Source organism: Bradyrhizobium sp., assembly GCF_050014615.1.
In the GTDB taxonomy this organism is placed as follows: domain Bacteria; phylum Pseudomonadota; class Alphaproteobacteria; order Rhizobiales; family Xanthobacteraceae; genus Bradyrhizobium.
In genome coordinates, this window is sequence record NZ_JBEKCZ010000023.1 from 1 (window position 1) to 26,674 (window position 26,674).

A 26,674-nucleotide genomic window follows, 5' to 3' on the forward strand; every position below is an offset into this window, starting at 1 on the left:
CCGCGCATGATCTCCACCAATCCGCCTCAGGCCAATGGCGGCGGCGGCGACCGCAATTCGATACCACTTTATGATTTTCCGTCGTGGCGGATTGAATCCCACCGCCTGCTGACCATGCCGGTGCGAACCTCGGCGCTGCGCACCCTGGGGGCGCAGGGCAATGTGTTCGCGATCGAATCCTTTCTCGATGAGGTGGCGGCGGAGCGGAACGAGGATCCGGTCGCGTTCCGACTGCGTCATCTGTCGGATCTGCGGGCACAGGATGTGATCCGCGCCGCCGCCAAACGCGCCAACTGGAAACCGGCGCCACGCGACGGCACCGGTTATGGAATCGGCTTTGCGCGTTATAAAAACACCGGCGCCTATTGCGCTGTTGTCGCGCAGATCGAGGGCGCGGAAGATATCAGCGTCAAACGCCTGACCATCGCGGTTGATGTCGGGGAAGCCATCAACCCGGAAGCCATCAACCCCGACGGCGTGATCAACCAGATCGAAGGCGGCGCGATCCAGGCTACCAGCTGGGTGTTGAAAGAGCGTGTTCGCTTTGACGCCACCCGCATCACCAGCAATTCATGGACCGAATATCCGATCCTTCGCTTCAGCGAGGTGCCGCAAGTTGAGGTCGAGGTGATGGCACGGCCCGACATGGAGCCGCTCGGCGCCGGCGAAGCCGCGCATGGCCCGGTCAGCGCCGCGATCGCCAATGCCGTGTTCGATGCACTGGGCGTGCGGGTTCGCAACCTTCCGATCACCCGCGACAATCTGATCGCAGCAATGGAATGACGTCATGAGCGCACTCAACATTCTCAGCGGCGGCGCCGCCCAGGGCCTGGTCGCGAGCCTCGCGCCAACCTTCAAGACACGGACCGGCCTCGATATCGAAGGCGGGTTCGGCGCGGTCGGCATCATGGCCGGAAAATTGCGCGAGGGCGTGCCCGCCGATATTGTCTTGCTGACGAAGGCGCTGATCGCCATTCTCGCGCAAGAAAACCTCGTCACGCCCGCTTCGATAACCGATGTCGGCCTGGTCGAAACCGCGATGGCCGTCCGCGCCGGCGATCCGCCTGTATCCGCAAGCGATCCAGCCAGCTTGCGCGCCGCGTTGCTCGGCGCGGATGCCATCTTCGTTCCCGACATCAAGACATCAACCGCCGGGCTTCATGTCGCAAGAGTGCTGCGGCAACTGGATATTGAGGACAAGGTAGCCGCCCGGCTCAGGATCTACCCGAACGGGGCCACCGCCATGCGGCATCTGGCCGGATCCGACGCACTGCGGCCGGTCGGCTGCACCCAATCGACCGAAATCATCAGCACCCCGGGCATAGTGCTGTCGGGATCGCTGCCGCCGGGATGCGAATTGTCGACGATGTATACGGCGGCCGTCGCCACCCGTGCCGCCCACGCGACCCAGGCGCAGCACCTGATCGATTTACTGAGCGGTCCGGAGCAGCACGAATTGCGGGTACAGGCAGGTTTTCTGGATGCGAAAAAAGATGCCTAGAGCATGATCCGGAAAAGTGGAAACCGGTTTATCCCTCGCGACAAACGCCAGAGGCGTTTGCGCGGAGATCATGCTCAAACAAGAAGATGAGCGACGAACATGATTCAACCTGGTTGAATCATGCTCTAAGCGTTTGATTTTTTCGAGGCGAGTTCGCGGTATCGCTCGCGGCTGTTGAGGAGATGCCGGCGCATGGCTTCTCGGGCCTTTTTCGGCAAATGGGCTCCGATCGCATGCGATATGGCCTCGTGCTCTTTCTCGATCTGGCCGAGATATTTGCGAAGGCTGTCGGGGCTGCCTTCGAAAGAGCGGATACTTTGCCGCGGAATAATCAGGCGGCCGAGAAATTCGAGAAACTCGACGAAGCGATTATTCTGTGTCGCCAGCGCGATCGACTGATGGAAGGCGAAGTCCTCCTTGATCGCACGCTCGCCACTGGAAATCGCGCGGATGAAGACGCGTTGCGCCTCCCTGATGGCTTTGATCTGAATATGGGTCGCGCGCTCGCTAGCAATGGCAGCCGCTTCGCATTCAACGGCCATACGCAACTCCAGAATATCGAGAACGCTGTTCAGGGATCCCAGACCGTCGGGGTCGATCACGTAAGGCTGCCGGCTGGTATCGCGATCGACGAACGCTCCGGCACCTTGCCGCGTGATGACGAGCCCACGGGCACGCAGCGCCGAAACCGCCTCGCGCACAACGGTCCGGCTCACGCCCATGCCCCTCATCATTTCCTGTTCCGAGGGCAATTTCGCGCCGGCCGGCAGTTTGCCGGAAATGATCTGTTCCGCCAGCCGATCGACAACCTCTGCGCTGAGGCTTCTGGGCGAGCCAAGCGGCCGCAGCAACTTGCTGCGCTGACGCCGCGCCGGGTCCGCGGGATAGCTTGACGGGTCTTGTCGGGTCATCGTACAACTTTGCCATGCTGTCGTCCGGCGGGCAATGGGTGGATTGAGTTTCCCGATCTTGCCCGACCTTGCGGATCGTACCGCCGCTCGCTGCTGAACTATGAGAATCTTCTCCCAAGATTTTTGCCGAGAAGCTTCTCCAAAAAACCGGTCAGAAAATGACCTCTCGTCAGTCCAGGGAGTAACGCGATGAAGCGCCGCGATTTCATGAAGCTGGGCGTCGGCGTTGGAGCGGCAGGTCTGACCACCGGCCTGGCGCCGGTTTCCCCCGCGCGGGCGCAGGCCAAGCAGGCGTTCAAGGCTTCCGACGTTCAGCCGGTCGGCTACCCGACCGTGGTGGCGACTGAGAACCTGGGCAGGAAACTTGAAGCCGCCACCAACGGGCGGCTCTCGGTCAAGATGTATCCGTCGATGCAGCTCGGCGGCGAGAAGGAGACCATCGAACAGACGCAGATCGGAGCGATCCAGCTGTTGCGCGTCAGCGCGGGGACCCTGGGCCCGATCGTCGACGACATCAACGTGGTCAACATGCCCTTCCTGTTCAGCAACATGGCGCATGCCGAAAAGTTCATGGACGGGCCGATCGGGCAGGAATTGCTCGACAAGATCACGGCCAACGCCAATGCCCAACTGGTCGCGCTGTGCTGGATGAATTCCGGCGCGCGCAGCCTCTACAACACCAAGCACCCGGTCAAAACCATTGCCGACGTCAAGGGCCTCAAATTCCGCGTCATCGGCAATCCGATCTTCATCGACATGATGAATTCGCTCGGCGGCAACGGCGTTGCGATGGGGTACGATCAGGTGTTCAGCGCCCTGCAGACCGGGGTCATCGACGGCGCCGAGAACAATCCGCCGAGCTATGTTTTCAGCAATCACTACACGGCGGCGAAATATTATTCGCTCACCGAGCACCTCGTGATTCCCGAAGTGCTGGTGTTCTCGAAGCGCGCCTGGAGCGCGCTTTCAGCCGACGATCAGGACCTGATCAGGAAGTTCGCCCGCGAAGCGCAGATGGAAGAACGCGTGCTCTGGAACCAGTACGAGCAGCAGGCGATGGAAAAAGCGAAGGCCGCCGGCTGCGAGATTATCGAGATTGCCGACAAGACGCCGTTCCAGAACGCGGTCAAGCCGGTGTGGGAAAAATACGGTCCAAAATATCAGGAAATGATCACCCGCATCCGGGCCATCTAGTCCGGTCGATGTTTCGCGCGCACCCTGTGTTGCATGCGAACATCGTTTGGCTTGACAATTTGCTTCGTAAGTTGGCTCGACAATTTGGGTTGGCAATCGGGAATCCAGGCAATGGCAGCAGCATTTCGCCGTGCAATGAACGGCCTCTATCTTCTGTGTGTCATCGTCGGTTGCACCGCGCTGGTATTGATTTCGGCAATCATCCCCTGGGCGGTGTTCACCCGCTACGTCCTCAACAGCGCGGCGTCCTGGCCCGAACCGCTCGCGGTTCTCCTAACCATCGTGCTGACCTTCATCGGCGCCGCCGCGGCGTATCGGCTGAACCTGCACATGAATGTTTCCTATTTCGCCGACCAGCTGCCGTCGAAATTTCACGCCCTGCTCGATCTCCTGGTCCAGCTCCTGATGGCGCTGGTCGCGATCTTCATGATCGTCTGGGGGAAGCTGCTGGTCGAAGTGACCTGGCACAATACCATCGCGGATTTTCCGTTCCTGTCGGTGGGTGTCACCTATCTGCCGATCCCGATCGGCGGCATCTGCCTGCTGCTGTTCATCATCGAGCGCATTGTCCTGGGCGCCCCGCCCGATCCGATCCCTCACACCCACGACGCCGTATCGTTCGACTGATCCGGAAAAGGGACCGACATGGATATCTTCATTCTGCTGGCGACCATGCTGATCTGCTTTCTGATCGGCATGCCGATCGCCTATTCGCTGGCGCTGGCCGCGATCGCCGGCGCCTGGTCGATCGGAATTCCGCTGGAAGCGGTGATGCTGAAAATCTCCGACGGCGTCAGCAAGGTGGCGATGCTGACGATTCCGTTTTTCGTGCTGGCGGGCGCGATCATGGCGGAAGGCGGCATGGCGCGCCGGCTGGTGGCGTTCGCGGACGTGCTGGTGGGATTTACCCGGGTGCGCGGCGGCCTTTCCATCGTCAACGTGCTGGCCACCACGTTTCTCAGCGGCATTTCCGGCTCCGCCGTCGCGGATACTTCGGCGATCGGCTCGGTGATGATCCCGCAGATGGAAAAGGCCGGCTATCCGCGGGTGTTCGCGACCAACCTCACCATCACCTCTTCGGTTCAGGCCCTGCTGGTGCCACCGAGCCATAATGCGGTGCTGTATTCGCTGGCGACCGGCGGCACGATTTCCATCAGCGCGCTGTTCATGGCGGGCGTGCTTCCCGGCCTGCTGCTCGGCTTCTCGCTGATCATTCTCTGTCTGATCTTTGCCTACCGTGAAGGGCATCCCCGCGGCCAGACCGTGCCGGCCAAGGACGCGCTTCGGATCACGATCGATGCCGCCTGGGGGCTGGTGACGCTGGTCATCATCCTCGGCGGCATTCTCGGCGGCATTTTTACCGCGATCGAAGCTGGCGCCGTGGCCTGCATCTGGGCATTTTTCGTGACGATGTTCATCTACCGCGACTATCGCTGGCGCGACCTGCCGCTGCTGCTGCATCGAACACTGCGCACGGTGGCCATGGTGCTGACGCTGATCGCCTGCGCCTCCAGCGTCGGCTACATCATGGCGCTGACCCAGATGCCGGCCAAAATGACGGCGTTCTTCCTGTCGATCTCCGACAACAAATACGTCATTCTGTTTCTGATCAACATTCTGCTCCTGGTGCTGGGCACGCTGGTCGATATGGCGCCGTCGATCCTGATCGCGACGCCGATCCTGCTGCCGGTGATGCAGAATTTCGGCGTCGATCCCGTTCACTTCGGGATGATCATGCTGCTCAATCTCGGCATCGGCCTGTGCCACCCTCCGGTCGGCTCGATCCTGTTCGTCGGATGCGCGGTCGGCAAGGTCACGATCGAACAGGTGATGCGGAAAATCTGGCCGTTCTATGCCGTGATGTTTCTGGTACTAATGTTCGTCACCTATATTCCCTGGGTGTCGCTGTGGCTGCCACGGCACATCTTGCGCTGAGGTTAAGCCATGAATCAGACCGCCAACACCTTGCTCGCCGCGATCTCGGCTGAAGCCGCCGATGCGCTGATCAATACACGGCAGATTTCACCGTTCTCCGCGCGTCCGGCGGGACTGACCCTCGATGACGCCTACCGCGTGACACCTCTGGTCAGGAAAATCTACGAAGTCCGCGGTTCAAAAGTGGTCGGGCGCAAGATCGGGTTCACCAATCGCACGATCTGGGAGCAATACGGCGTCCACCAGCCGGTCTGGGGTTATGTTTTCGACGATACCTTGAAGCATCTGGCGGAAACCGAACTGCTTGCGCTGCGTCCGTTCTCCGAGCCGCGCATCGAACCTGAAATTGTTCTCGGTCTGGGATCCGCTCCGTCCGCCGACATGGACGAGATTGCCCTTTCGTCCTGTATTGCATGGGTCGCGCTCGGCTTCGAAATCGTGCAGTCGATCTTTCCGGGATGGAAATTCGCCGCCGCCGACACGGTCGCCGCCAATGGCGTTCACGGCGCACTGCTGATCGGGCCACGCCATCCGTTCGCGCCGCGCGCCACAGAATGGCTACGAACGCTTGCCGGATTCGAAATCGATCTGAACTGCAACGGCGAACTGATCGATCGCGGCCATGGCGGAAACGTGCTCGACGGGCCGCTCTCGGCGCTGCGGCATCTGGTGGGATTGCTAGCATCCGATCCGGTCAATCCGCCGCTCGGCGCCGGCGAAATCGTCACCACGGGAACGCTGACAAAAGCCATGCCGATCGCGCCGGGCGAAGTCTGGACCGCGACACCGACCGGGATCGCGCTCGACGGCATTCGCCTTCGGTTCGTGTGACGGAGACGAACTGTAAAATTTATTTCGCCGCGGTGAGTGTGTCGGCAAAGGCGACAAGATTGGCTTTCACCTCGTCATCCCCGACCATCCCCTTTGCCCGTGTCAGCAGGCTGAGGATTTTCATCCGATCGTCACGCAACAGGTAGGTGGCCCAGATATCGCGTGTATCCTTCATCGCACCGCTCATCAGCCGCGCATTGTCGGGCCCAAGATCTTGCGCAACCAGGCCGATCGAACTGGCCAGCAACTCCGCCGCGCCGCTACGGGCCTTTTGCAGCCCGGCTTCGCGGGCCGGGGTGCGCTGCTCAGGCGCAAGCTGGTCCACGAACAGAGACAACGCCGTCGCCTCGCGCGCCGCGACCCGGATCATGAAATTCATCGCCGAAGCATATTGGCTCTCGTATTGCTTCAGATTGCGAAGTACCGCGATTTCATCCGGATTGGGGCCCGGTTTGGTGTCGAAATACATGATCAGCCTGCTGGTCTGGCTCGCTGCCGTGAACCACTGGATCAGCCAGCCGACGTCGGCCGCGGTGGGGGGCGGAAACGCGGCCAGTTGCCCAAGGTCGAACACCCGCTGATACAGATCGGACGCAGGCGGCTTGCTGTAATCAGGCCGGCCGCCGGCTTTGGCGACACCATCGAGATGGAGCTCCATCGCCTGCGCGGCCTCCTTCGCAGCAACAGCGCTTTGCGGACCGTCCTGACCGAACGCCGGAGAAAGCAGCGCGATCAGCAACAGCAGGGATCGCAGGATTGGCATCGGCAGTGTCTCCCAACAATCGTGACGGCGTTCCCTGCCGGCAGCAAGCTATCCCAACTGCACGTAGCTGTGAAAGGGCCGCGCGGGAATGGCCTGATCGCGCCTACGGATCCGGGCAAAAAGCGGGACACCCGGAGTCGAACGGGCCCGGCATGTTATTCATGTCGGGCAATTTGCCCTGAACATCCACGGACTGCCAGCGATAGCCACGGCCGAGCATGCATTGCTTGAACGCGGGCGTATCGGCAAGGCCCCTGATGGCGCCGGTCTGACCATAACAAGAATCGAGATCAGCCTGATGGATAGCGTCGCTGCGCGGGTGCCCATGTGGCCTGATCAGGTCATAATAGCGTTCCTGAACGACAACGGTATCGGCGCTCGCGCTGGCGATACCCGCCAGAAGCACCATTGAAATAATGATGGTCCGTTTCATGACCAGGCTCCTTCCATGTTCTTGAGTGTCAAACGCTGTCCCTGTGGGTCCCGCCGAACCGGGCCTGCGTTCGAACGGGTTTCGTTACAAATTGGACATAACAAATTGGACTTGCCGCCCATCCCGCGCTCGTGAGTTGCATGCCTGATCTGGCGCATTGTATTTCCAGGGCAAACGTCAGATGATAGCTTTGACGGCGCAACACCGGCTCGCCCCGCATTCGACCGCGCGGCGCTAATCAAAAAAATTCAACGGAGGAAACCATGGTCGACCGTCGCACTTTCACCACGCTGCTGGCCGGTACCATGGCCGCGCCCGGGGTATCGTTCGGGCAGAGCTCTACGCCTGCGAAGAATGTATTCTATGCCAGCGCCGGGCCGGAGCTGACGCTCTACAGCGTCGACGTCGATAACGCGGCCCTCGTCAAGCACGATACGGTGTCGACCGCGGCCAATATCCAATATGCGTGGCCACATCCGTCAAAACAGTATCTCTACGTCGTCTCCAGCAATGGCGGCCCGGGTTCGGCGGGCGTGACCGGCAACAGGCATCTGGCCAACGCCTTCAGGATCGATCCCTCCAGCGGCGCGCTGACGCCGCATGGCGCAACACTGACGCTGCCCTCGCGCCCGATTCACACCAGCGTCGATATCGCGGGCGAATATCTCCTGATCGCCTATAACGACCCCAGTAACCTGACCGTGCATCGCATCAACGCCGACGGCACGCTGGGCGAGCGCATTGAGCAGCCGGCGACGCTCGACACCGGCAAATTCGCCCACCAGATCCGCGTCACGCCTGATAACAAGCACGTCATCCTGGTGACGCGCGGCAACAACGCGCCAACCGACAAGACCGTCAATCCGGGCTCGCTCAAGATCTTCGGCTTTAGGGACGGCGTGCTCACCCCCGTCGCGGCGATCCAGCCCGGCGACGGCATGCAATTCGGGCCGCGACATCTCGACTTCCACCCGACCCAGCCGTGGGTCTATGTCTCGATCGAGAGCCAGAACAAGCTCTACGTCTACAAGCGCGATCCCGTGACCGGCATTTCGCGCGAGCCGTTATTCATCAAGGACACGCTCAGCGATCCCGCATCGAAAGCCGAGCAGCTCGCGGGACCGATCCATGTTCATCCCAGCGGCCGCTTCGTCTATCTCACCAACCGCGCCTTCACGCTGACCGATGTCGAGGGCAAGAAGGTGTTCGCGGGCGGCGAGAACTCGGTGGCGGCGTTCGCCATCGACCAGGCCACCGGCGAGCCGACGCTGCTGCAGAACATTGACGGACACGCGAATTATCTGCGTACCTTCGGGGTCGATCCCGGCGGGCGGCTTCTGGTCGCCGCGTCGGTCTGGCCGATGCCGATGCGCGACGGGACCACCATGCCTGCCGCGATCGGCATGTTCCGCATCGGCGGCGACGGCAAGCTTGAATTCGTGCGCAACTACGAGATCGACGCCGCCGCGCAGAAGCAGCAATTCTGGGCCGGGATGGTGACGCTGGCGTAGCGCGCCATGGCGCATTTATTCGGACGCGAGATGGCCGACGAAGCTCAGTGGCCGCTCGATCGCCATTTCAACAGCCGCTGCTCGGCGATCGACATTGCGAGCGCGGTCACATAGCCGACGACGCCAAGCAGGATGACGCCGGCGAACAAGTCCGCGGATCGAAATGCCCGTGCCGACAGCAGCACCCAGTGTCCGAGGCCATCGAGGCCGGCGAGAATCTCGCAGACCACCGACAGAATAAGCGCCACGGTCAGGCTGAGGCGCATGCCCGAAAGGATATCAGGGCTGGCCGAGGGCAGCGCGATCTTGAAAATAACTGCCAGCCGCGACATATGCAGCGACCGCGCCACTTCATAAAGCCGCGGCTCGACCGCCGCGAAGCCGTGGATCGTCGCCAGCAGCATCGGCCAGATCGCACCGAACGCGATCACGAACAGCGCCATGCTCTGGGTCAGGCCCAGCATGGCGATGGCGACGGGAATAATCGCGGACACCGGCAGCGGCCGCAGGAATTCGAGCGAGGGCGCGACATAACTGCGCATCATCCGCGATGAGCCGATCATCGCGCCAAGCGCGATACCGGCGATGGAGGCGATGAACCAGCCATAGGCCATGTGCGCCAGCGTCCCCAGCAGCTTGTCCCAGAGATCGCCACCGGCAAATCCACGCACCAACGCGGCCCAGGCGCGGTCCGGCCCCGGCAGAAAGACCGGCGATACCAGCCGCTGGTTCGCGATCACCTGCCACACCCCGACAAAGCCCGCCGCAACCGCGAGGCTGGCCGCGCGCCAGTACAGCACCGAGCGGGTCACGTTGCCTCCCTCGCCAGCGCCGCACGCCCGAACAGATGGCGCTGCGCGACCACAAGGCCGGTGTTCAAGAGGTATCCGACGGTGCCGATCCACACCAGATAGGCCAGCATCAAATCGGGCCGCAGCGCCTGCTGCGCGGTCATGATCGCGGCCCCGAGCCCGATCGGATTGATGGCGATCTCGACCGTGACCGCCACGATCAGGGCAATCCCGGCGGCCAGACGAAACGCCAGGAAGATCCGCGGCAGCGCCGCCGGAATGATGATCTTGCGGACTCGATCGGCCGGAGAAAGCCGCAGCGCGCGCGAGACCTCGATCAGGCGCGGCTCGATGCTTGCGACGGCGGCGCGGCTCAGGATCAGCACCGGCCAGATGCAGGCGAAGGCGACGATCACGATTTCCATGCGGTATCCGAACCCCAGCGCGATCAGCGCGATCGGCAACAGCGCGATGGAGGGGATCGGACGCAGCGCCTCGATGGTGACTTCCATCAGCCGGTCGAAGGCGTGGAAGATTCCAAGCGCGATGCCGAACACGAGACCAACAGCGCTGCCGATCAACAGCCCGGCGAAGGCCGGGATCAGCGTGTCGCGGGTTGCGATCAGGACCGAACCATCCGCAAAAGCCTCGGCCAGCGCCAGCGCAATGGCGCTCGGCGGCGCCAGAGAATCGCTTTGCAAATGCACCCCGCGCGCCCAGATCTCCAGCACCACAAGCGTCGCGACCGGCAACACGAGGGCCTTGGCCCGCTCCGGCATCATGGCTCCGAAGCCTTGATGAAGTCGAACAATTCGCGCCGCAGCCGCAGAAACTCCGGATTTTCCCGCGTCCGCAGTTGATCGCGCGGCCGCGGCAGATCGATTGTGAGTTCGATCCCGATGCGGCCGGGATGCGGCAGCAGGCCGATGACGCGGTCGCCCAGATAAATCGCCTCTTCCAGATCGTGGGTGACGAAGATGACCGTCGCATCGCTGGCCCGCACCAGCGACAGTACCTCGTCCTGCAATCCTTGACGCGTCATCGCATCGAGCGCGCCGAACGGCTCATCCATCAACAGCGCCTTGGGCTCCTGCGCCAGACACCGCGCAATCTGCAGCCGCTGCTGCATGCCGCCCGACATCTCCGCCGGATATTTGCCGGCGTGGTTGGGCAGTCCAACTTTCTTCAGCAATTCGTCGATGCGCCCGGCGCGCTGCGACGCCGCGATGCCGGATGCTTCCAGCGCCAGCGAGACGTTGCCGGCGGCGGTCCGCCACGGCAGCAGCGCCTTGCCGTAGTCCTGAAACACGATCGCGATATCGCGCCGCGGCGTCAGCATCGGCTTGCCGTCAAAGGTCACCGAGCCGCTGGTCGGCTGATATAATCCGGCCGCGAGACGCAGCGCGGTGGTCTTGCCGCAACCGGACGCGCCGATGATGCAGAGAAACTCGCCCGGCTTCACCTCAAGGCTGATATTTTCCAGGATGGCCTTGCCGCCGAGATCGAGCGTGACATTGGAAAACACGATCTGCGGGCGCACCTGATCGGGGAACCTTGTCACCTGGCTTGCTGCGGTTGCCACGCTCACGATCGATCCTTTTTGTCCGGCGGATAGACGAAATCCAGCGTCGAATGCAAATGAGACCCGAGCATGGCCTGCGCGCCCGCGAGATCGCGGGCGAGAATCCGGTCGGCGAGGCGTTGGTGGACCGCGACAAATTTCTTGCCGCTGTCAAACCCGCGCATCATCACCCGGCGATAGCGGTAAGCCTGATCGTACAGATCGGAATGCGCGATCAGAAGCCGCCTTGATCCGCATGCCGCCAGCAGCGCGGTGTGAAACGCCTTGTGAAGTCGGTCGAAATCCGGCGCGCCCTCGCGGAATTCATTGCCGGTCCGCTCGATGTGCCGCCGCATCTGGTGCAGCGCGCTGACAATGCCCGCCTCCCAGGCATCGTCGCCTTGGGCGATCGCGAGCCGCAGCGCCTCGATCTCGACCACCGTGCGCATCCGCGTGATATCCAGCAGGTCCTCACGGCTGACGTCGGCGACCCGAAAGCCGCGCTGGCCGATCCCGACGATCAATCCCCGCGATACCAGCCGCGACAGGCCTTCGCGCAGCGGCGTGGCGCCAATTTCATAGCGCTGCACCAGATCGACGATTCCCAGCCGCGCGCCGGGCGCCAGCAGCCCGGCGATGATGTCGCGCTCTACCAGACTAGCCGCACGTTCGCTCAACGTGTCGGTCTCGGGCACCTCAGATGAATCGGTTCGCGCCATGGTCGACAACTCCGGCCGCTGCCCTAGTTCAGCATGAGCTTATTGAGATCGACCTTGGTCTGCAGCATTTTTTGCGACGACATGATGTCGATCCACCAGGCGAGTTGTTCGGCTTTCAAGGCCGGCTCGGATCGGTTCGGCGGCGACGCCTTCACCAGCTCAATGGATTGCTTGGTGAATTTCGCGATCGATGCCGAGGCCTTGTCACGATCGCTGTTGACGATGTCGGCGCCTTCCGCGATCGCGGCGCGGAATTTCTTGATGGTGTCGGGATTCTTCTCGGCCCAGTCGCGGGCCGCCGCATAGAAGATGATCGGCTCGGTCCGGGCGAGTTCAGCGCCGTAGCGCGCGCCGATCGTGCCGAGACCGGCATTGGTCATCCGGGTGATGAACGGCTCCGCCGTCAGCACCACGTCGACCCCACCCGATTTGATGATGTCGGCCATGGTCGGAAACGTCACCTCGACGAAATTCACGCTCCTGGGATCGACGCCCTTTTCAACCAGCCATTTGACGAACAGCACATGCAGGAATGCGCCCAGCCCCGGCGCCCCGACTTTCTTGCCCACGAAATCCTTGGGCTCCTTGATGGTGATGCCGTTGCGCACGAAGGCGGCAATGTTGGCATTGGAACTCGGGTTCATCACGGACGCACCGGCGACCGCGACCAGATCGAGGCCGCCATCGGCGGCCTGCAGGAATACTGTCGATGTCGGGCCGCCGATCTGAATCGAATTGGAAACGATCGCGGCCGGGATATTCGAATTGATGCCGATCAGAACCATCTCGGCATCAAGGCCGTGCTTTCTAAAGATGCCCTCATCGACCGCGACCATCGCCGAGGCGCAGTCCGTCGTCGCGGTGCAGCCGATCTGGATTTTTGTCTGAGCGCAGGCGGGACTGGCGACCAGAGCCGCCGCCAACGTCGCTGCCGCCAGAAACTTGGTCATGGATGGCCTCCCCGATCGCGATATTTTCATCGCCTCTTGATTATCGATATTTTATATGATCATATATTTTGTAAAGCTACAAGGGAGATGCGTATGAAGCTCGCGACATTTCGGTCCGGCGGTCCGGAAAAAGTCGGTCTGGTCCATGCGAATGACTCCCGGCTGTTCGATCTGGCGACAGCAGCGGCACGCAGCGGATCCAATCTGCCTTTCATATCCATGCTGTCGCTGATCGACGGAGGCCCTGCCGCGCTCGACCAGGCAAGAACCCTGTTCGACGACTACGGCCAGGACGACACCCTTTCGGTCGATGTGGCCAGCGCCGAAATCCTGGCGCCGATCCCGGAGCCGCGGCAAATGCGCGACGGCATGTCGTTCCCGCTGCACATCCTGCAGGCGCCGCGCGGTCAGCTCAAGCTCGCGGCGCGCGCCAAAAACGATATGGCCGAACTCGCGCGGCTCGAAGCCGAACCGCTCGGCGAATTACCCGAGGTCTATCGCAAGCAACCGATCTACTACATCACCAACCGCTTCAGCGTCCGCGGCACCAACACCACGGTCAAGTGGCCGCGCTACAGCCAGGTGATGGATTACGAACTTGAATTCGGGATCATCACCAAAAACAAGGGCGCAAATATCCCGGCGTCGAAAGCCAAGGATCACATCTTCGGCTTCACGATCTTTAACGATTTCTCGGCGCGCGACGCCCAGCGCATCGAGATGGAAGGACGCCTCGGCCCCGCCAAGGGCAAGAGCTTTGACGGCGGCAACGTCATGGGTCCCTGGATCGTGACCTATGACGAGATCGGCGATCCCTACGCTTTGAAAATGGAAGCGCGCGTCAACGGCAAGATGCGCTCGCAGGGCGTCACCAAAGGCATGCTGTTTTCATTCGAGGAAATCATTGCGCATGTCACGAGGGATGAAACCCTGATGCCCGGCGAATTCATCGGATCGGGCACCGTCGGCAATGGTTGCGGACTTGAGCTCGGCTGGTATCTTGAACACGGTGACTCGATCGAACTCGAGGTCGAAAAAATCGGGATCCTGAAAAACAAGGTCGAGCGCCAGGAAGCGTGAAGAGCTGCGTAGGGTCGACTGAACACAAAAGAAACGACTGAATACCAACAGACGTGCGAGGAAACGCCATGGCCAGACGACTGATCGATATTTCAGTGCCGCTGCAAAACGACGTGCCGGCCGATCCGCCGGGCCTTCATCCGCAGATCCAGTACAGCGATCACCAGCAGGGCCTGCCGCGGATGCTGAGTTTCTTCGATGGCCTCAAGGCCGAGGATCTGCCGGATGGACAGGGTTGGGCGATGGAAATCGTGCAGCTCTCGACCCACAACGGCACCCATCTCGACGCGCCCTACCACTATCACCCGACCATGAATCGCGGAGAGCGGTCATGGACCATCGACGAGGTGCCGCTGGAGTGGTGCCTGCAGCCCGGCGTCAAGCTCGACTTCCGTCATTTGCCCGACGGTTACGTCGCGACCGCCAAGGATGTCGAGACTGAATTGAAGCGCATCGGCCACACGTTGTCGCCGCTGGAGATCGTCGTGGTCAATACCAGCGCCGGCGCCAAATACGGCCGACAGGATTACGTCAATTCCGGCTGCGGCATGGGCTATGAAGCGACGATGTATCTATTGGAACGCGGCGTGCGGCTGACCGGCATCGACGGCTGGAGCTGGGACGCGCCGTTCGTCTACACCGCAAAACAGTTCGCCGAAACCAAAGACGCCAGCCTGATCTGGGAAGGCCACAAAGCCGGGCGCCATATCGGCTACTGCCACATCGAGAAGCTGCACAATCTGGAGCTGTTGCCCTCGAGCGGATTCACCGTGTCGTGCTTTCCGGTCAAGATCGAGCGCGCCTCGGCGGGCTGGACCCGGGCGGTGGCGATCATCGACGGGTAAGCCTGCCGAACGGCTTTCGCGTCAGAAATCAATGCGACGCAATTTTTCAGGATCGTGCGGCGGACCCTCGAATCCCTGCATAATCCATTGAAATATAACGTTAAAACAGCAATTCCGAGAGGTATCATCCGGATCGGCCGGATCGCGCGTCGAAAACGCGCTTGCCATTGTCGCTGGATAATGCCGACCGGTGCTGCCGCGATTTTCAGCGTTAACCAACCGGCCACGATCGCACCACCTACTTTAGTTTCTCCGTCGTGAAGGATCTGCGACGGTGTTTCGCTTGCTGAGGGCGCGGGCAACGCTAGAATGCTCCCAAGATCAAGCAAGACCAAGCAAGCAAGACCAAGAAAGTCAGAGTGGAGAGAAACGTTATGAAAAAAACATCGCGACCGCCTTTGTTCGGGTCCCTGCCGAAACTTCTCGGCGCCACCGCCCTCGGCCTGTTGGCGACGACGTCCGGCCAGGCCCTTGCCGCGGACCCCATCAAGATCGGCGTTATCGCGGAAGCGCAGGCCATCGCCGGGGCGTCGATCCCGCAGGCCGCCCAGATGGCTGCCGATGAAATCAACGCCAAGGGCGGCGTCGACGGACGCAAGATCGAAATCATCACCTATGACAACCACTCTTCATCGGCGGATTCGGTTCGCGCGTTCCAGCGCGCGGTCAATGAGGACAAGGTCAACATCGTCATCGCCAGCTACATCAGCGAAGTGGTGCTGGCGCTCGAACCTTGGGCATCGCGGCTGAAAACGCCGTTCATCACCCCGGGTGCCGCGTCCAACGAGATCAGCAAGAGTGTCCATAATGATTACGAGAAGAACAAATACACCTTCCATGGCTATCTGACCTCGGCCGCGCTGGCGCTGTCGGTCTGCGACGCCGCCAAAGAGTTGCTGGTCGAACAAAAGCACATGAAGACCGCCGTCATCATGAGCGAGGACGCCGCCTGGACCAAGCCGCTCGATATCGGATACGAGGAATGCCTGCCCAAGATCGGGCTGAAGGTGCTCGACCATATTCGCTTCTCGCCTGACACCACCGACTTCACGCCGATCTTCAACAAGATCGAGGGCGCCAAGCCCGACGTGATGATCACCGGCATTTCGCATGTCGGCGTGCAACCGACGGTACAGTGGAAGAACCAGCAGGTTCCGATCCCCATGCTCGGCATCAGCTCGCAAGCCACCAATTCCACCTTCGGCAAGGACACCAACGACGCCTCCGACGGCGTGCTCTATCAGGGCGTCTCAGGTCCCGACGTCGCGGTGACGCCGAAGTCGATCCCGTTCGCCGAGGGCTTCAAGGCCAAGTTCGGCAATTATCCGTCCTATGCCGGTTACACCACCTACGACGAAGTCTATTTCATCGCCGATGCCGTCAAGCGCGCCGATTCGACCGAGGCGGACAAACTGGTCGAAGCGCTGGAAAAGACCGATTGGGAAGGCACCATCGGCCGCGTCCAGTTCTACGGCAAGGACGACCCGTTCACCCATTCGATCAAATACGGCAAGGGCCTGATCACCGGCCTGATGCTGCAATGGCAGGATGGTAAGCAGGTCAGCGTCTGGCCCAAGGAAGTCGCCAAGGGCCAGTTGAAGTTCCCAAGCTTCATCAAGGTCACATCCAACTGAGATCCGTATGATCATGCTCCCGGGTTTGCCCGGGAGCATTTTCGTGTTTGCAGCTTTCCAGAATGAGGCAGCGCTGCTGCCGCGGCCAATTTAAATGCTTGCCTTCCAGATCTTGATCGACGGTTTTGCCATCAGCGCCTTGTATGCCCTGGGGGCGACCGGATTCACCCTGATCTTCGGCGTCTCCGGCGTGCTCAACCTCTCGCACGGCGCCATCATGGTGCTGGCCGCGGTGGCGGCATGGGCGGCCGCAAGCGTGCTGCATGTCAACACCTATGCCGGCGCGCTGGTCGGCGTCGCGGTCGCGCTGATAGCCGCGCTCATCACCTACTTCGCGGTGGTGCAGCCGATCCAGAAATCGAAGCGAATTCCCAACGAGGAGAAGGAAATCTTCGTCCTCACCGGCACGCTGCTGTGGGGGATCATGATCCAGGAACTGATCGCGTATTTCTTCACCAACAACGCCAAGACCGTATTGCCGATCGTCGAGGGCGTCGTCGACATCCTCGGCGTGCGCACGCCGAAAAACGAGATCTTCACCGCCGTGGTCTGCTGTCTGGTGATCGGCCTGCTCTGGCTGATGGTGAATCGCACCCGCACCGGCAAGGCGGTGCTGGCGGCATCGATGAATCCGCGCGGCGTCACCCTGCTCGGGCTTGAGCTGACCAATATCTACGTCGTGGTCTGGGCGATCTACGGCATTCTGGCCGGCATCGCCGGCGTGCTGCTCGGCATGTTTCTCGGGGTCAGCTCCTACAGCGTCGGGCCGCTCACCGCGAGCGCGTTCTCGATCGTGGTGCTGGGCGGCCTCGGCAGCGTGTCGGGTTCGCTGATCGCGGCCTTCGTGGTCGGCTATCTCGAGACCTTTACCGCCTATCTGGTTTCGCCGGCCTACCGGACCATTCCGGCGCTGCTGCTGCTCGTCATCGTGATGTATATCCGGCCGCAAGGCCTGCTCGGGAGGCGATGAGCGTGGCGGATTTCTTCAAATCGCGGCTGTTCTTCATAGCCCTCGGCATCGTGATCGTCGCCTCAACGCTGCCGCTCTATGTCTCCGGCTACATTCTCGGCCTGCTCACGGTCGCCTATTACTTCGGCGTGTTCGCGATGTCGTGGGACCTGCTGTTCGGGTTCGCCGGCGAAGTGAATTTCGGCCCGACCTTCCTGATCGGCGTCGGCGCCTACACCGCGGGGATTCTCAACAACCAATATGGATGGTCGGTCTATCTATGCATCGTGCTCGGCGCGATGGCGTCGGTGGTTGCCGGCTTCGTGCTGGCGCTCCCGGCGCTGCGGGTGCGCGGGCCGTATTTCGGGCTGACCACGCTGGTCGCGGTGTTGATGCTGCAGAACTTCATCGTGGTGTTCGCCGATCTCACCGGCGGTGAAATCGGCCTCACCATTCCCGATGTCATTTCGATCGACGCCGGCGTCAATTACTGGATCGCGCTCGGCTTCATGACCATCAGCGGCATCATTCTGTACGGGCTATCGCAGTCGCCGATCGGTCTCGTGCTGCAGGCCAGCGGACAGGATCCGGTCCAGGCCGGTGCGCTCGGCTTCAACATCGTCAAGCACAAGCTGGCCGCCTTCATCGTCAGCGCCTTCTTCTCAGGGCTATCGGGGGCGCTGCTGGTGTTTTACTTCGGCACCGCATCGGTCGGCACGGTTGTCGATGTCGCTGTGGGCGTCAACGTCATTGTCGCCGCGGTGCTGGGCGGCCGCCGCACCGTGCTCGGCGCGGCACTGGGCGCGATCTTCCTGATCGTCGCCGGCGAATTCCTGCGGCCGACCGGCGAGCTTGCCACCTTCATCGTTTCGGCGGTCGCGTTGCTGGTGGTGCTGTTCTTCCCCGGCGGGTTCCTCGGAGCGGCCCTGTCGCGCGAGGCGCGCTCGTGATGGACGCGACAGCCGCCAACGCTCCCGTGCTCGAAGTCCGCGGCCTGGTCAAGCGCTTCGGCGGCCTCACCGCGGTGAAGAATCTCAGCCTCGATCTGCGCGCCGGCGAGATTTTTGGCCTGATCGGCCCGAACGGCTCCGGCAAGTCGACGGCGATGAAGGCGATCATGGGGATCGAACGCCCGACCGCGGGCGAGGTGATTTTCCAGGGCGAGAACATCGCCGGCCTGCCCGCGCACAAGATCGCGCGCAAGGGTTTCGGCATGGTGTTCCAGCACTCGCGGCCGCTGAACCGGCAGACCGTGCTGGAAAACATCATGGTCGCGCTATTGCCGGACAGCCTGTTCATGCTGTTCGCGGACAAGGCGCTGACCGAACGCGCCAAATGGATCGCCAACCGCGTCGGCCTCGGCGCGGTGATGGATCGCCGGCCGCCGACCTTGCCGTTTGCGGATTTGCGCCGGCTTGAACTCGCCAAGGCGATCGCCCGGGATCCCAAGGTGGTGCTGGTCGACGAACCCTTCGCCGGACTGACGCTGGCCGAAGTCGGCACCTTCTCCGAACTGATCCGCAGCTTCCGCGACGAAGGCCGCGCGGTGCTGCTGGTCGACCACAACGTCAAGAGCGTCGCGGCCCTGGTCGATCGCGTGCTGGCGATGTATCTCGGCGAGGAAATCGTCACCGGCCGCGCCGACGAGGTGATGCGCAACGAGACCGTGCGGCGGGTCTATCTCGGCGGCGCGATCGAGACCTCCGCCCGCCCGGAAACCAACTTCAAGGACAAGGTGCCGCTGCTGCAGGTGGAGAATGTCAGCGTCTTCTACGGCAAGGCCCAGGCGCTGGAGAATGTGTCGATCCATGTTCATCAGGGCGAGTTCGTCTCGGTGGTGGGGCTCAACGGCGCCGGCAAGACCACCCTGTTCAATACGATCTCGGGCTTCCTGCCCTACAGCGGCGAAATCGTGCGCGACGGCGAAGCCCTGCGCGGCACCAGCCCTGCCCGCATCGCGCGCAGCGGCATCGTGCAATGCCCGGAATCGCGGGAATTATTCGGTGAGATGAGCGTGCGCGAAAACCTCGATCTCGGCGGCCAGCACCTGACCGACGAGGCCAGGGAAAAGCAGCTCGCGTGGCTGTTCGAACTCTTCCCCATTCTCAGAGAGCGTCAGGGCCAGTTGGCGCAGACGCTATCCGGCGGCGAACAGCAGATGCTGGCGATCGGCCGCGCGCTGATGATGCAGCCGAAAATCCTGATCCTGGATGAACCGACGCTCGGCCTGGCGCCGGTTATTCTCGAACTGCTGTCAAAGGCGCTGGAAAAACTGCGGCAGACCACGCCGATCACGGTATTGTTGGGCGAGCAGAACGTGACCTTCGCGCTGCCTCATGCCGACCGGGTGTATGTGCTGGAGCATGCGCGGATCGTCTGGGAAGGCGATCCCGGCCGTTTTGCCGCGGAGGCCGGTGAAGGCTATCTCTGAAAGCCCTCACTTCTGAAAGCCATCACTTCCGAAATCTTTAAGTCCAGATTTCTGAAAAATTTGCCGGCTTACGTCAATAATTCCTGACGGTCCGAATTTCCATCGGTCGTGCGAGCTGCGTCGGAGCGGGCTCTGGCATCACATAGATGCCTGCAAGTTCCGCCTGCGCGGCTTCCGATATCCATCTGGACGCCGCCGGTTCCCAAATCACCAATCCGATCAGCATTGCCGCCAGAAGCACGGGGAAAACCAAAAATCCAATACGCCGGCGCTCGAACAAGCTTCTGTCGCTTTTGCCTGATCTGTCGATCGAACCATGCATGATTGCCTCCGCTGTAGGAACATACCCCAGCGTGGTTTAGCGCATGGCGCGCGCGATGAATGTGAGCTGCCTCACATGGTCGAGATCAACCTCTTTTTTTGGAATCCGCGAACCGGCCCATCACGCGATCCAGGTGCCGGGCGGGCTTTCGCTCGAAAGCGAAAACGCTTTTAGCCGTCTTCGCCGCCAGATCCCGCCAGCGCCTGAAGCGACTCGGTATCCAACACAACGATGGCACCGTGTTCGAGACGAACCCAGTTGCGCCCGGCCCAGGCCCGCAACTGCTTGTTGATGCTTTCCCGGGTCATGCCGACCATCTCGCTGATCTCCTGCTGGGTGATGGCGATGGTGCGGCCGCCCGGCGCGAGCTTGTGTTTTTCGGTCAGGCGTATCAGCGCGCTGGCAAGCCGGCCCGCCAGATCCTGTAGAATGACTTCCTCGACCTGATCGCTGGTCCATCGCAGGCGCGCGCAGAGCAGTTCGATGAATTTCATCGCCAGCGCCGGCTGGCCGCGCACGAAGGGGAGAAATTCGCGGCGATCGATCACAAAAATCTCGCAATTGGTATTTGCCGTGGCGTCGGCGGTTCGCGCCAGGCCGTCGAGCAGCGCGACTTCGCCGAAAATCTCGCCGGGACCGATCAGGTTCAAAATCGCACTGCGACCCTCGGCCGAGGAGATGCTGATCTTCACCGTGCCGCGGATCACCGCAACCAGGCTGTTGCCGGGATCGCCTTTGGAAAAGATCGCGGCGCCGCGCTTTAACGTGGCGTGCTTGGCGTAACGGCAGAGCTGGTCGAGCGCCTCAGGATCGAGGTCGCAAAAAATCGGGTGCTTGCGCAGCACCGCCAACTTGTTGCCCGGGGCTTCCCGCGCTTCACCCGTCTTGTCTTGAGGCACGCCAATCAGATCTCCAGAAGCGGAGCCAGCACGATACGGCTCCGGAAAACGGCATCGTAGCACCGTATTCGCGCGGAGCATGCAAGGGGCGGATGCCGATATGGCCGTTATCCCTCCATTAGATTAGCGAAAGATCATGACGGAACAAGCGTTTGGACGCGCTCCGACGCCGGATGACAGGGGATTGGACGACAAAAAACTATCCAAAATTGTATCTATTAAGACGATCTACCTTGAAGGAATTTCCGAATCCCGATCGCATGGACATCGGCCGCGCCCGCATGAACCCCGTCTTTACCAACTTTGATCGCGCCATCGCCCGATGCAGGGAACGTTTACATCCGCTGATCATCCTGCGCCGCAACCGGGATGCCGATATGCCGCGAATGCGAGGCAGCGGACTTCCGGATGACGGAGATGACGCGATGCCGCAGATCTGGATGACATATGACGAGATCGCCGCCCTGATGGGCTGCACCACGGATGCGGTTCGTGTCCAGGTCGCCTATCGATGCCTCGATCGAAAGAAAAGCCGCGATGGCGTGACGCGGGTCAAACTCGATTCCGACTGGACCGCGCATTTCCTTGCGGCGAGCCGGGACGTCGACCCCGCGCTGGACCAGGCCATTCGCGATCTGCAAACAATCCGCAGCGAGATGGCCCGCGACGCCGGCCAGATCGTCGGACCGGATGCCGACCCGCATCAGGGTGAATTCGCTTTCAAGCGCAGCGGCTGACAATGGAGCCCGGCGCTGATCTTCGCCGGGGAAAGCATTAAGTTTTCTTCACCGCTGGTTGCCAAGCGGATGGCAAAGGGGCACGTTATCCCGATGGTGCCGTCGCCATTACCCAAACCAGCAGCACAATCCCTCTCTCACGCCCAGCCAACGCAGCCGCGGCGGCGCCATCCAGCGCCACGGCTCGAGGCCGCGATGGCATGCGACACGGCGTTTCGCATCATCGTGCGCCGCGGCCTGAAAAATTTGACCGCAAATCACGCGGCGACGTGCGAAGGCGACGCCGACGCGCTGCATCGCATGCGCATCGCGCTCACGCGCCTGCGAACGGCCATCTCGTTTTTCTCGCCGATGGTTGCCGGTCCGCAACGCGCGCGACTAAGAGACGAATTGAAATGGCTGAACGCCCATCTCGGTGTCGTCCGCGACCTTGATGTCGCGATCGAACGCTTGAGGCAAACCGACAAACAGCGTCCCACGGCGGATCATGGATCCTGGAGTCGGGAGCGCGCCGAGAGTCAGCGGCATCTGGCGCGCGTGCTTCGGTCAATCAGATATCAGCGGCTGGCTAAGAGCATATCGACCTGGGTCGAGAAGGGATCCTGGTCCACCAAGGCTGGCAAGCGAGCCGCCAGACAGCGCGCTTGCCCGATCGCCGAATACAGCGCGTACAAACTGGCGCGGTGGCAGAAGAAGCTGATCCAGAAGAGCCGCAAGCTGCAGGATCTTGACACGAAAGAACGACATCGGCTGCGCCTGAAGAACAAGAAGCTCACTTATGCCATCGAATCTGTCGCAGAGCTGATTTCAAGCCGCGAGATTTCGAAGCAGCAGGCGACGGTGAAATATCTGCGTAAAGCGCAGAGATGCCTCGGACATTTGAACGACGATGCCAGGGGCCGATCGCTGGCGCTCACGGTAGGACGAGGCGTGGAGCGGGCATCCCAGCCGTTTCTCACCCCGAAGCACGAAAAGCGTCTGCTACGGAATGCAGCCGCAGCCTACAAAAAGCTGGCCGAACTGAAACCGCTGCGGATCTGAGATCAGAGAGATGAGTTAACTTGGCTAACTTGCCGCCAACGCGGAAAATATTCTGGACTAGTCGAATACAGACAGCAGAGCCTTCAGCGCCGGCAGATCTTTCGGTATTTTCTTGCTCAGCATTTTTTCGCACACTTTATCGAATCGCTGCGCACCAATATCCAGGCTCATATCGAGTTCATCGTTCCAGTATAGCGGGCAATGCTTGGCCTTTCGCGCATGCGATCCCGTGTCTGCAAGAATACCCGTTAGCCCCTGCACCACCGCGTTCCCCACCAGGTGATCAGCCCCGGGCCCGTGGGTCGGCTGATTTTCATAGGCCGCCGCAAATATAATAATATTTTCCTGTCCCGGATCTGACCACCAACAATTGTAATCCATGAAGACCTTGCCATTCTGCTGATACGTAATCGGCTTATCAACAATACAGAACAGGAAATCGACGCCGAGTTCCTGACGCTTGTTGTTCAGACCACGCGCGGCGATATTGGCGTTGAGTTGCAATCTGTGCCCCTTGACTTGCTGCCAGGCCCCCAATGGTATTGAAATATCAACGACCTCAAATCCGAACCGGCGCTGCGCTCCATTCATCCGCCGGACGGTGTTCTCGAGCTCGGGGAATATGTGATTGACGTCCCATACGGCAACGCGGAACTCGTGCAGATCGGTGGCGCTTCGTGCGCTGGAGGAGACCAGCGGCGTGGACATCGCATCGCGCGTCAACTCGCGTGGCATGCAGATCCGGCCTTCTGGATCGCGTGCGTAGACCACCGGCACCGCCCAATCAATGGTATCGTGGCTGGTCGAATAGTTCACGGCGATGCGTGCTTCGCGGGCGGCACTTCCGAAGGTCGCCCCATGTGCCAGCGACCAGTAGAAATGCTGTGAAAATTCCGTTGCGGCGTCATCGCGGACGCTGAACTGGTTGGCAACAACGGCCGGAACACCGTTCGCCACCAGAGCGGGCGCGATCCCGCGGTTGAAATCGGCCTTGCGTCTCGGCGTCCCTCGGGCGTCGCCTCGCCCGGTTTCGCACGCATTCAGGAATACCAGGCGAATACCGCGCTGACAGAGTATCTCGCAGGCATTTCGCGCGCTGACATTGAAAGCCCCGCCTTTGTCGTCTTCAAAAACCAGAAATCCCTGTCCCATATCCTGATCGAAGGCGCCGTGTCCGATGAAATGGACGACGTCATAACTGACGGCCGAAAGCCAGCGGTGAAGCGTCGTCGGCGTCGTGGCGCGAAGGACTTCAAGTTCAACCAAACCAGCCTCGATCAGCGGTTGAAAGCCGCGCCGGATAACGGCCTCTTCCTGCTCTGACGATAATTTTGCGGTGCCGATCGGCTGCGCCACGGCGACGAGAATCCGCAGCGGACCGTGCTTCGGCCGAATGACTTCCACCGGCATCGCCGTTAGAGCGTTGCGCACGAAGTGCAGTTCCTGGGTCGCCAGAAACGTCTTTCGATCGGGATCGAACGCGAATTCCCACGGCTTGTCCGCTATCCATGGAATCATCGATGTAAAGATCACATTCAGATGTCCGGCTCGCTCACGCGAACGCGCAACATCATAGAGCCGGCGAATTTCGCGCGGAAACAGCGTATCGAACAGCAGCGTACCGTATCTAATGAGTTCATCGTCGGTCGGCGCACCCGAACCGAATTCACCATCGACGTATTTTTTCATGCGCTCGTGCATGGCGATGATTTCCTGCCAGCGCTTGCCGGCCTCGCCGCCACGTGCCGTGAAGGGCTCGATGATACGGGCGCCACCATAGGTCGCCAGCAATTGGTAAGGCTGCGGCGTAACCGACGTATCGCCCGTCTTGCCCCGATCGCCGGTGGTCCGTTTACCTCCATTGACCGGCAGTTCCGTATTCGGTCGGGGAGCGATCAGCATGAGTTGAAAGGCGTCGCTGAATACCGAGTAATCGGACCTGTCCGACGACAGTCTCGGCCCAATCGCGGCGGGAACCGCTGGCGCGACGGGAGCGGCCGCCTGCGCGACCGTGGAGGCCACCGCGACGCCGCGCCGGCTCGGACCGTCAGGAAGCGGCGACAGGGGATTGATCTGCGGCAGTCCGTGCGGCGTTCCACTCAGGGCCTGCGCCAGGAACATAGCCGTCTCAGCACGCCCGAAAAAATTCAGATGATTCACGGTCGGCAGACTGGACGGAAAATTCCCGCCGGCCCCAAAGCAGCCGATACGCTCGGGCGGAATTGACGGTGGCCCATCGGCGTGGTCAATCAGCCATCCGCCGGCGCTCGGCACGACCAGATCATTGGCGCTGCCGAAGAATGCATCCACGCCAACGTCGGCCATGCGCTCAAGAACATTTCCCGTCGGCGTGAAATTGGAAACCAGCGCCGAATAGCCGGAGGCGGGTGGCAGCGGCGGGCCCTGCAATTCGGCGATCGTCTCGCCGAACCTGTCCATGGACGCAATGCCGGGTAGACCGCCTCCGGCGCGTTGCGCTATCCAGACGATCGCATTGGCCACGAAACCAGCGCCGAACGTCAGCGGGTTATCGGGAAATAGCTCGAGAAGGTTGGCGAACCAGCCTACGGTCGCTTCCCATCGCTTTGGGGTGGCGAGCGGCGTTCCGTCGTTCGGCGAAGCTACCAAGACGGCATGTCGGAGCTGAAAGCGGCTGGCTGCGGCGCCCAGCGCGCTCTTGCGTTCCACCAGATAGCGCAGGACCAACCCGCCTCGCGAATGGGTGATCACATCGAACGAAATTTCGCGATTGGGCAAACCTGCAAGCAGTTCGCGCGCGTTTTGCTCCGGGGTCTTGCTGACGCTGAAGTGGTTGAATGCATAGATCTGATCGCCGTAAAGCGACTTGACCTGGGAAAAAAACGGCGTCTCGGCGAGGCCCTTGAACGCAGAAGCGGCATGCGAGAACGTGCCATGTAGAAACAGCAACGCGCGACCGGACGCGGCGGGCCCGCCGGGCGCTCCCGGCTGCAATTTGCCCGATCTCAGCGAGGCCTCGTCCAGTTTGAACCAGCCCTCGGAAAGCCCTGCATGCTTCCATAGAGCAGACTCGGCGCTGGCAGAGAGAGCCGGCAACAATGCGTCAACGATCTTGGTGCCCACCTTGAGGAGGATGGCCTTGACGACCGAGCTTACAACGCCGCGCCTGTCGCTTGGCGCCCGGCCGCCACGCAGGATAACGCGAAACCTCAAGCTGACCGGGGCCATCGCGCGGCCCTTGCGCTGCACCATCTCAAGTTCAGGTCCGTGGAATGTGATGGCACCGGAAGGATGCCTGATCGCCAGCGTGTAGTTTTCGTTGGAATCCGGGACCACCGACAAATCGATCATCGGCACACCTGCCGCCCGCCGCGCCTGTGTCGGTGTCATGTCCATGACCCGCTCGACGCTCACATCGGACGCAAGGAAGTCAGACCGGATGATCTCGGGAGCAATCGCGGGCCGCCGCCCGACGGATCGACGAACGGCTCCGCCCTTCGTCGTCACGATTGCCCACTCATTTGTATTGTTCAATATTACCGAGCGTGCCACGTTAATCCTCCGGGCTCGTTTGGTTCGAAAGCACAGTAGGAAACTAGCGCGGATTACGGCGATCGGTCGCCAAGCCCGTCGTCAAAATTCAATGTTGTTGAAATA

At 61.4% G+C, this 26,674-nt stretch carries 25 protein-coding genes; 15 read left to right on the top strand and 10 right to left on the bottom strand.

Annotated features, from left to right (window positions below):
• Both ABR948_RS05940 and ABR948_RS05945 read left to right on the top strand, forming a co-directional pair.
• Nucleotides 1–783: molybdopterin cofactor-binding domain-containing protein (locus ABR948_RS05940; protein WP_428114558.1), on the top strand; the 783-nt coding region annotated here is incomplete at its 5' end.
• A gap of 4 nt (nucleotides 784–787) precedes the next feature.
• Nucleotides 788–1,501 carry a molybdate ABC transporter substrate-binding protein gene (locus ABR948_RS05945; protein WP_428114560.1) on the top strand — a complete coding sequence of 238 codons (714 nt, stop codon included), beginning with the start codon at nucleotides 788–790 and terminating at the stop codon, nucleotides 1,499–1,501.
• Between the two features lie 125 nt (nucleotides 1,502–1,626).
• Here the strand turns inward: ABR948_RS05945 and ABR948_RS05950 are convergent, their stop codons facing one another.
• Complete coding sequence (locus ABR948_RS05950) at nucleotides 1,627–2,412, bottom strand: FadR/GntR family transcriptional regulator (protein WP_428114563.1); 786 nt, start codon at nucleotides 2,410–2,412, stop codon at nucleotides 1,627–1,629.
• 189 nt (nucleotides 2,413–2,601) lie between these two features.
• Here ABR948_RS05950 and ABR948_RS05955 point away from each other — a divergent pair, with 189 nt between their 5' ends.
• From ABR948_RS05955 to ABR948_RS05970, 4 genes are all read left to right on the top strand, one after another.
• The gene (locus tag ABR948_RS05955) at nucleotides 2,602–3,606 is read left to right on the top strand and encodes a TRAP transporter substrate-binding protein (protein WP_428114565.1); all 1,005 of its coding nucleotides are present in this window, start codon (nucleotides 2,602–2,604) and stop codon (nucleotides 3,604–3,606) included.
• Nucleotides 3,607–3,717: 111 nt separating this feature from the next.
• A complete protein-coding gene (locus tag ABR948_RS05960; RefSeq protein WP_428114567.1) occupies nucleotides 3,718–4,233 on the top strand; it encodes a TRAP transporter small permease in 516 nt (171 codons plus the stop codon).
• Nucleotides 4,234–4,251: 18 nt separating this feature from the next.
• A complete protein-coding gene (locus tag ABR948_RS05965; RefSeq protein WP_428114570.1) occupies nucleotides 4,252–5,541 on the top strand; it encodes a TRAP transporter large permease in 1,290 nt (429 codons plus the stop codon).
• 9 nt (nucleotides 5,542–5,550) lie between these two features.
• Complete coding sequence (locus ABR948_RS05970; protein ID WP_428114572.1) at nucleotides 5,551–6,372, top strand: 2-keto-4-pentenoate hydratase; 822 nt, start codon at nucleotides 5,551–5,553, stop codon at nucleotides 6,370–6,372.
• Between the two features lie 19 nt (nucleotides 6,373–6,391).
• Here the strand turns inward: ABR948_RS05970 and ABR948_RS05975 are convergent, their stop codons facing one another.
• Nucleotides 6,392–7,135: a hypothetical protein gene (locus ABR948_RS05975; RefSeq protein ID WP_428114575.1), complete on the bottom strand. Its 744-nt coding sequence runs from the start codon at nucleotides 7,133–7,135 to the stop codon at nucleotides 6,392–6,394.
• A gap of 103 nt (nucleotides 7,136–7,238) precedes the next feature.
• Entirely contained in the window at nucleotides 7,239–7,568 is a 330-nt protein-coding gene (locus tag ABR948_RS05980; RefSeq protein WP_428114577.1) for a hypothetical protein, read from the bottom strand.
• A gap of 263 nt (nucleotides 7,569–7,831) precedes the next feature.
• Here ABR948_RS05980 and ABR948_RS05985 point away from each other — a divergent pair, with 263 nt between their 5' ends.
• Entirely contained in the window at nucleotides 7,832–9,079 is a 1,248-nt protein-coding gene (locus ABR948_RS05985) for a lactonase family protein (RefSeq protein ID WP_428114580.1), read from the top strand.
• A gap of 44 nt (nucleotides 9,080–9,123) precedes the next feature.
• On the opposite strand, the gene ABR948_RS05990 is transcribed toward ABR948_RS05985, so the two are convergent.
• Genes ABR948_RS05990 through ABR948_RS06010 form a run of 5 tightly spaced genes read right to left on the bottom strand, consistent with a single transcriptional unit; the run spans nucleotide 9,124 to nucleotide 13,100 of the window.
• The gene (locus ABR948_RS05990; RefSeq protein WP_428114582.1) at nucleotides 9,124–9,891 is read right to left on the bottom strand and encodes an ABC transporter permease; all 768 of its coding nucleotides are present in this window, start codon (nucleotides 9,889–9,891) and stop codon (nucleotides 9,124–9,126) included.
• Nucleotides 9,888–10,652, bottom strand: coding sequence for an ABC transporter permease (locus tag ABR948_RS05995; protein ID WP_428114584.1), 765 nt, complete (start codon nucleotides 10,650–10,652; stop codon nucleotides 9,888–9,890). The genes ABR948_RS05990 and ABR948_RS05995 overlap by 4 nt, the downstream gene beginning before the upstream one ends.
• Entirely contained in the window at nucleotides 10,649–11,452 is an 804-nt protein-coding gene (locus ABR948_RS06000; protein ID WP_428114632.1) for an ABC transporter ATP-binding protein, read from the bottom strand. The genes ABR948_RS05995 and ABR948_RS06000 overlap by 4 nt, the downstream gene beginning before the upstream one ends.
• 2 nt (nucleotides 11,453–11,454) lie before the next feature.
• Nucleotides 11,455–12,150, bottom strand: a complete 696-nt coding sequence (locus tag ABR948_RS06005; RefSeq protein WP_428114587.1) for a GntR family transcriptional regulator — start codon at nucleotides 12,148–12,150, stop codon at nucleotides 11,455–11,457.
• 23 nt (nucleotides 12,151–12,173) lie between these two features.
• The gene (locus ABR948_RS06010) at nucleotides 12,174–13,100 is read right to left on the bottom strand and encodes an ABC transporter substrate-binding protein (RefSeq protein ID WP_428114589.1); all 927 of its coding nucleotides are present in this window, start codon (nucleotides 13,098–13,100) and stop codon (nucleotides 12,174–12,176) included.
• A 93-nt stretch (nucleotides 13,101–13,193) separates the two neighbouring features.
• Between ABR948_RS06010 and ABR948_RS06015 the strand changes: the two genes are divergently transcribed.
• The 6 genes from ABR948_RS06015 to ABR948_RS06040 all read left to right on the top strand — a co-directional run bounded on the left by ABR948_RS06015 (nucleotide 13,194) and on the right by ABR948_RS06040 (nucleotide 20,039).
• On the top strand, nucleotides 13,194–14,180 hold the full coding sequence (locus ABR948_RS06015) for a fumarylacetoacetate hydrolase family protein (RefSeq protein ID WP_428114591.1): 987 nt from the start codon (nucleotides 13,194–13,196) through the stop codon (nucleotides 14,178–14,180).
• Between the two features lie 68 nt (nucleotides 14,181–14,248).
• Entirely contained in the window at nucleotides 14,249–15,025 is a 777-nt protein-coding gene (locus ABR948_RS06020) for a cyclase family protein (protein ID WP_428114594.1), read from the top strand.
• Nucleotides 15,026–15,399: 374 nt separating this feature from the next.
• Nucleotides 15,400–16,659 carry an ABC transporter substrate-binding protein gene (locus ABR948_RS06025; protein WP_428114596.1) on the top strand — a complete coding sequence of 420 codons (1,260 nt, stop codon included), beginning with the start codon at nucleotides 15,400–15,402 and terminating at the stop codon, nucleotides 16,657–16,659.
• Between the two features lie 94 nt (nucleotides 16,660–16,753).
• Nucleotides 16,754–17,629 (top strand): branched-chain amino acid ABC transporter permease, encoded by an 876-nt coding sequence (locus tag ABR948_RS06030; RefSeq protein WP_428114599.1) that lies wholly within the window; start codon nucleotides 16,754–16,756, stop codon nucleotides 17,627–17,629.
• A gap of 2 nt (nucleotides 17,630–17,631) precedes the next feature.
• Entirely contained in the window at nucleotides 17,632–18,558 is a 927-nt protein-coding gene (locus ABR948_RS06035; RefSeq protein ID WP_428114635.1) for a branched-chain amino acid ABC transporter permease, read from the top strand.
• A complete protein-coding gene (locus ABR948_RS06040) occupies nucleotides 18,558–20,039 on the top strand; it encodes an ATP-binding cassette domain-containing protein (RefSeq protein ID WP_428114602.1) in 1,482 nt (493 codons plus the stop codon). The genes ABR948_RS06035 and ABR948_RS06040 overlap by 1 nt, the downstream gene beginning before the upstream one ends.
• Before the next feature lie 492 nt (nucleotides 20,040–20,531).
• Here the strand turns inward: ABR948_RS06040 and ABR948_RS06045 are convergent, their stop codons facing one another.
• Nucleotides 20,532–21,260, bottom strand: coding sequence for a Crp/Fnr family transcriptional regulator (locus ABR948_RS06045; RefSeq protein WP_428114604.1), 729 nt, complete (start codon nucleotides 21,258–21,260; stop codon nucleotides 20,532–20,534).
• Between the two features lie 425 nt (nucleotides 21,261–21,685).
• Between ABR948_RS06045 and ABR948_RS06050 the strand changes: the two genes are divergently transcribed.
• Both ABR948_RS06050 and ABR948_RS06055 read left to right on the top strand, forming a co-directional pair.
• Nucleotides 21,686–21,997, top strand: a complete 312-nt coding sequence (locus ABR948_RS06050; protein WP_428114606.1) for a hypothetical protein — start codon at nucleotides 21,686–21,688, stop codon at nucleotides 21,995–21,997.
• A 69-nt stretch (nucleotides 21,998–22,066) separates the two neighbouring features.
• Complete coding sequence (locus ABR948_RS06055) at nucleotides 22,067–23,038, top strand: CHAD domain-containing protein (protein WP_428114607.1); 972 nt, start codon at nucleotides 22,067–22,069, stop codon at nucleotides 23,036–23,038.
• Between the two features lie 57 nt (nucleotides 23,039–23,095).
• Here the strand turns inward: ABR948_RS06055 and ABR948_RS06060 are convergent, their stop codons facing one another.
• Nucleotides 23,096–26,266, bottom strand: coding sequence for a CHAT domain-containing protein (locus ABR948_RS06060; protein WP_428114609.1), 3,171 nt, complete (start codon nucleotides 26,264–26,266; stop codon nucleotides 23,096–23,098).
• Between the last annotated feature and the right edge of the window lie 408 nt (nucleotides 26,267–26,674).

What these genes read in the sequence shown, in the direction of transcription:
- ABR948_RS06040 (WP_428114602.1), top strand. Translation starts at nt 18,558, where the DNA reads ATGGACGCGACAGCCGCCAACGCTCCCGTGCTCGAAGTCCGCGGCCTG.
- ABR948_RS05975 (WP_428114575.1), bottom strand. Translation starts at nt 7,135, where the DNA reads ATGCCAATCCTGCGATCCCTGCTGTTGCTGATCGCGCTGCTTTCTCCG.
- ABR948_RS06050 (WP_428114606.1), top strand. Translation starts at nt 21,686, where the DNA reads ATGCCGCAGATCTGGATGACATATGACGAGATCGCCGCCCTGATGGGC.
- ABR948_RS06030 (WP_428114599.1), top strand. Translation starts at nt 16,754, where the DNA reads ATGCTTGCCTTCCAGATCTTGATCGACGGTTTTGCCATCAGCGCCTTG.
- ABR948_RS06005 (WP_428114587.1), bottom strand. Translation starts at nt 12,150, where the DNA reads ATGGCGCGAACCGATTCATCTGAGGTGCCCGAGACCGACACGTTGAGC.
- ABR948_RS06020 (WP_428114594.1), top strand. Translation starts at nt 14,249, where the DNA reads ATGGCCAGACGACTGATCGATATTTCAGTGCCGCTGCAAAACGACGTG.
- ABR948_RS05960 (WP_428114567.1), top strand. Translation starts at nt 3,718, where the DNA reads ATGGCAGCAGCATTTCGCCGTGCAATGAACGGCCTCTATCTTCTGTGT.
- ABR948_RS05970 (WP_428114572.1), top strand. Translation starts at nt 5,551, where the DNA reads ATGAATCAGACCGCCAACACCTTGCTCGCCGCGATCTCGGCTGAAGCC.
- ABR948_RS06015 (WP_428114591.1), top strand. Translation starts at nt 13,194, where the DNA reads ATGAAGCTCGCGACATTTCGGTCCGGCGGTCCGGAAAAAGTCGGTCTG.
- ABR948_RS05980 (WP_428114577.1), bottom strand. Translation starts at nt 7,568, where the DNA reads ATGAAACGGACCATCATTATTTCAATGGTGCTTCTGGCGGGTATCGCC.
- ABR948_RS05955 (WP_428114565.1), top strand. Translation starts at nt 2,602, where the DNA reads ATGAAGCGCCGCGATTTCATGAAGCTGGGCGTCGGCGTTGGAGCGGCA.
- ABR948_RS05945 (WP_428114560.1), top strand. Translation starts at nt 788, where the DNA reads ATGAGCGCACTCAACATTCTCAGCGGCGGCGCCGCCCAGGGCCTGGTC.
- ABR948_RS06055 (WP_428114607.1), top strand. Translation starts at nt 22,067, where the DNA reads ATGGCAAAGGGGCACGTTATCCCGATGGTGCCGTCGCCATTACCCAAA.
- ABR948_RS05985 (WP_428114580.1), top strand. Translation starts at nt 7,832, where the DNA reads ATGGTCGACCGTCGCACTTTCACCACGCTGCTGGCCGGTACCATGGCC.
- ABR948_RS05965 (WP_428114570.1), top strand. Translation starts at nt 4,252, where the DNA reads ATGGATATCTTCATTCTGCTGGCGACCATGCTGATCTGCTTTCTGATC.
- ABR948_RS06025 (WP_428114596.1), top strand. Translation starts at nt 15,400, where the DNA reads ATGAAAAAAACATCGCGACCGCCTTTGTTCGGGTCCCTGCCGAAACTT.
- ABR948_RS05950 (WP_428114563.1), bottom strand. Translation starts at nt 2,412, where the DNA reads ATGACCCGACAAGACCCGTCAAGCTATCCCGCGGACCCGGCGCGGCGT.
- ABR948_RS06010 (WP_428114589.1), bottom strand. Translation starts at nt 13,100, where the DNA reads ATGACCAAGTTTCTGGCGGCAGCGACGTTGGCGGCGGCTCTGGTCGCC.
- ABR948_RS05995 (WP_428114584.1), bottom strand. Translation starts at nt 10,652, where the DNA reads ATGATGCCGGAGCGGGCCAAGGCCCTCGTGTTGCCGGTCGCGACGCTT.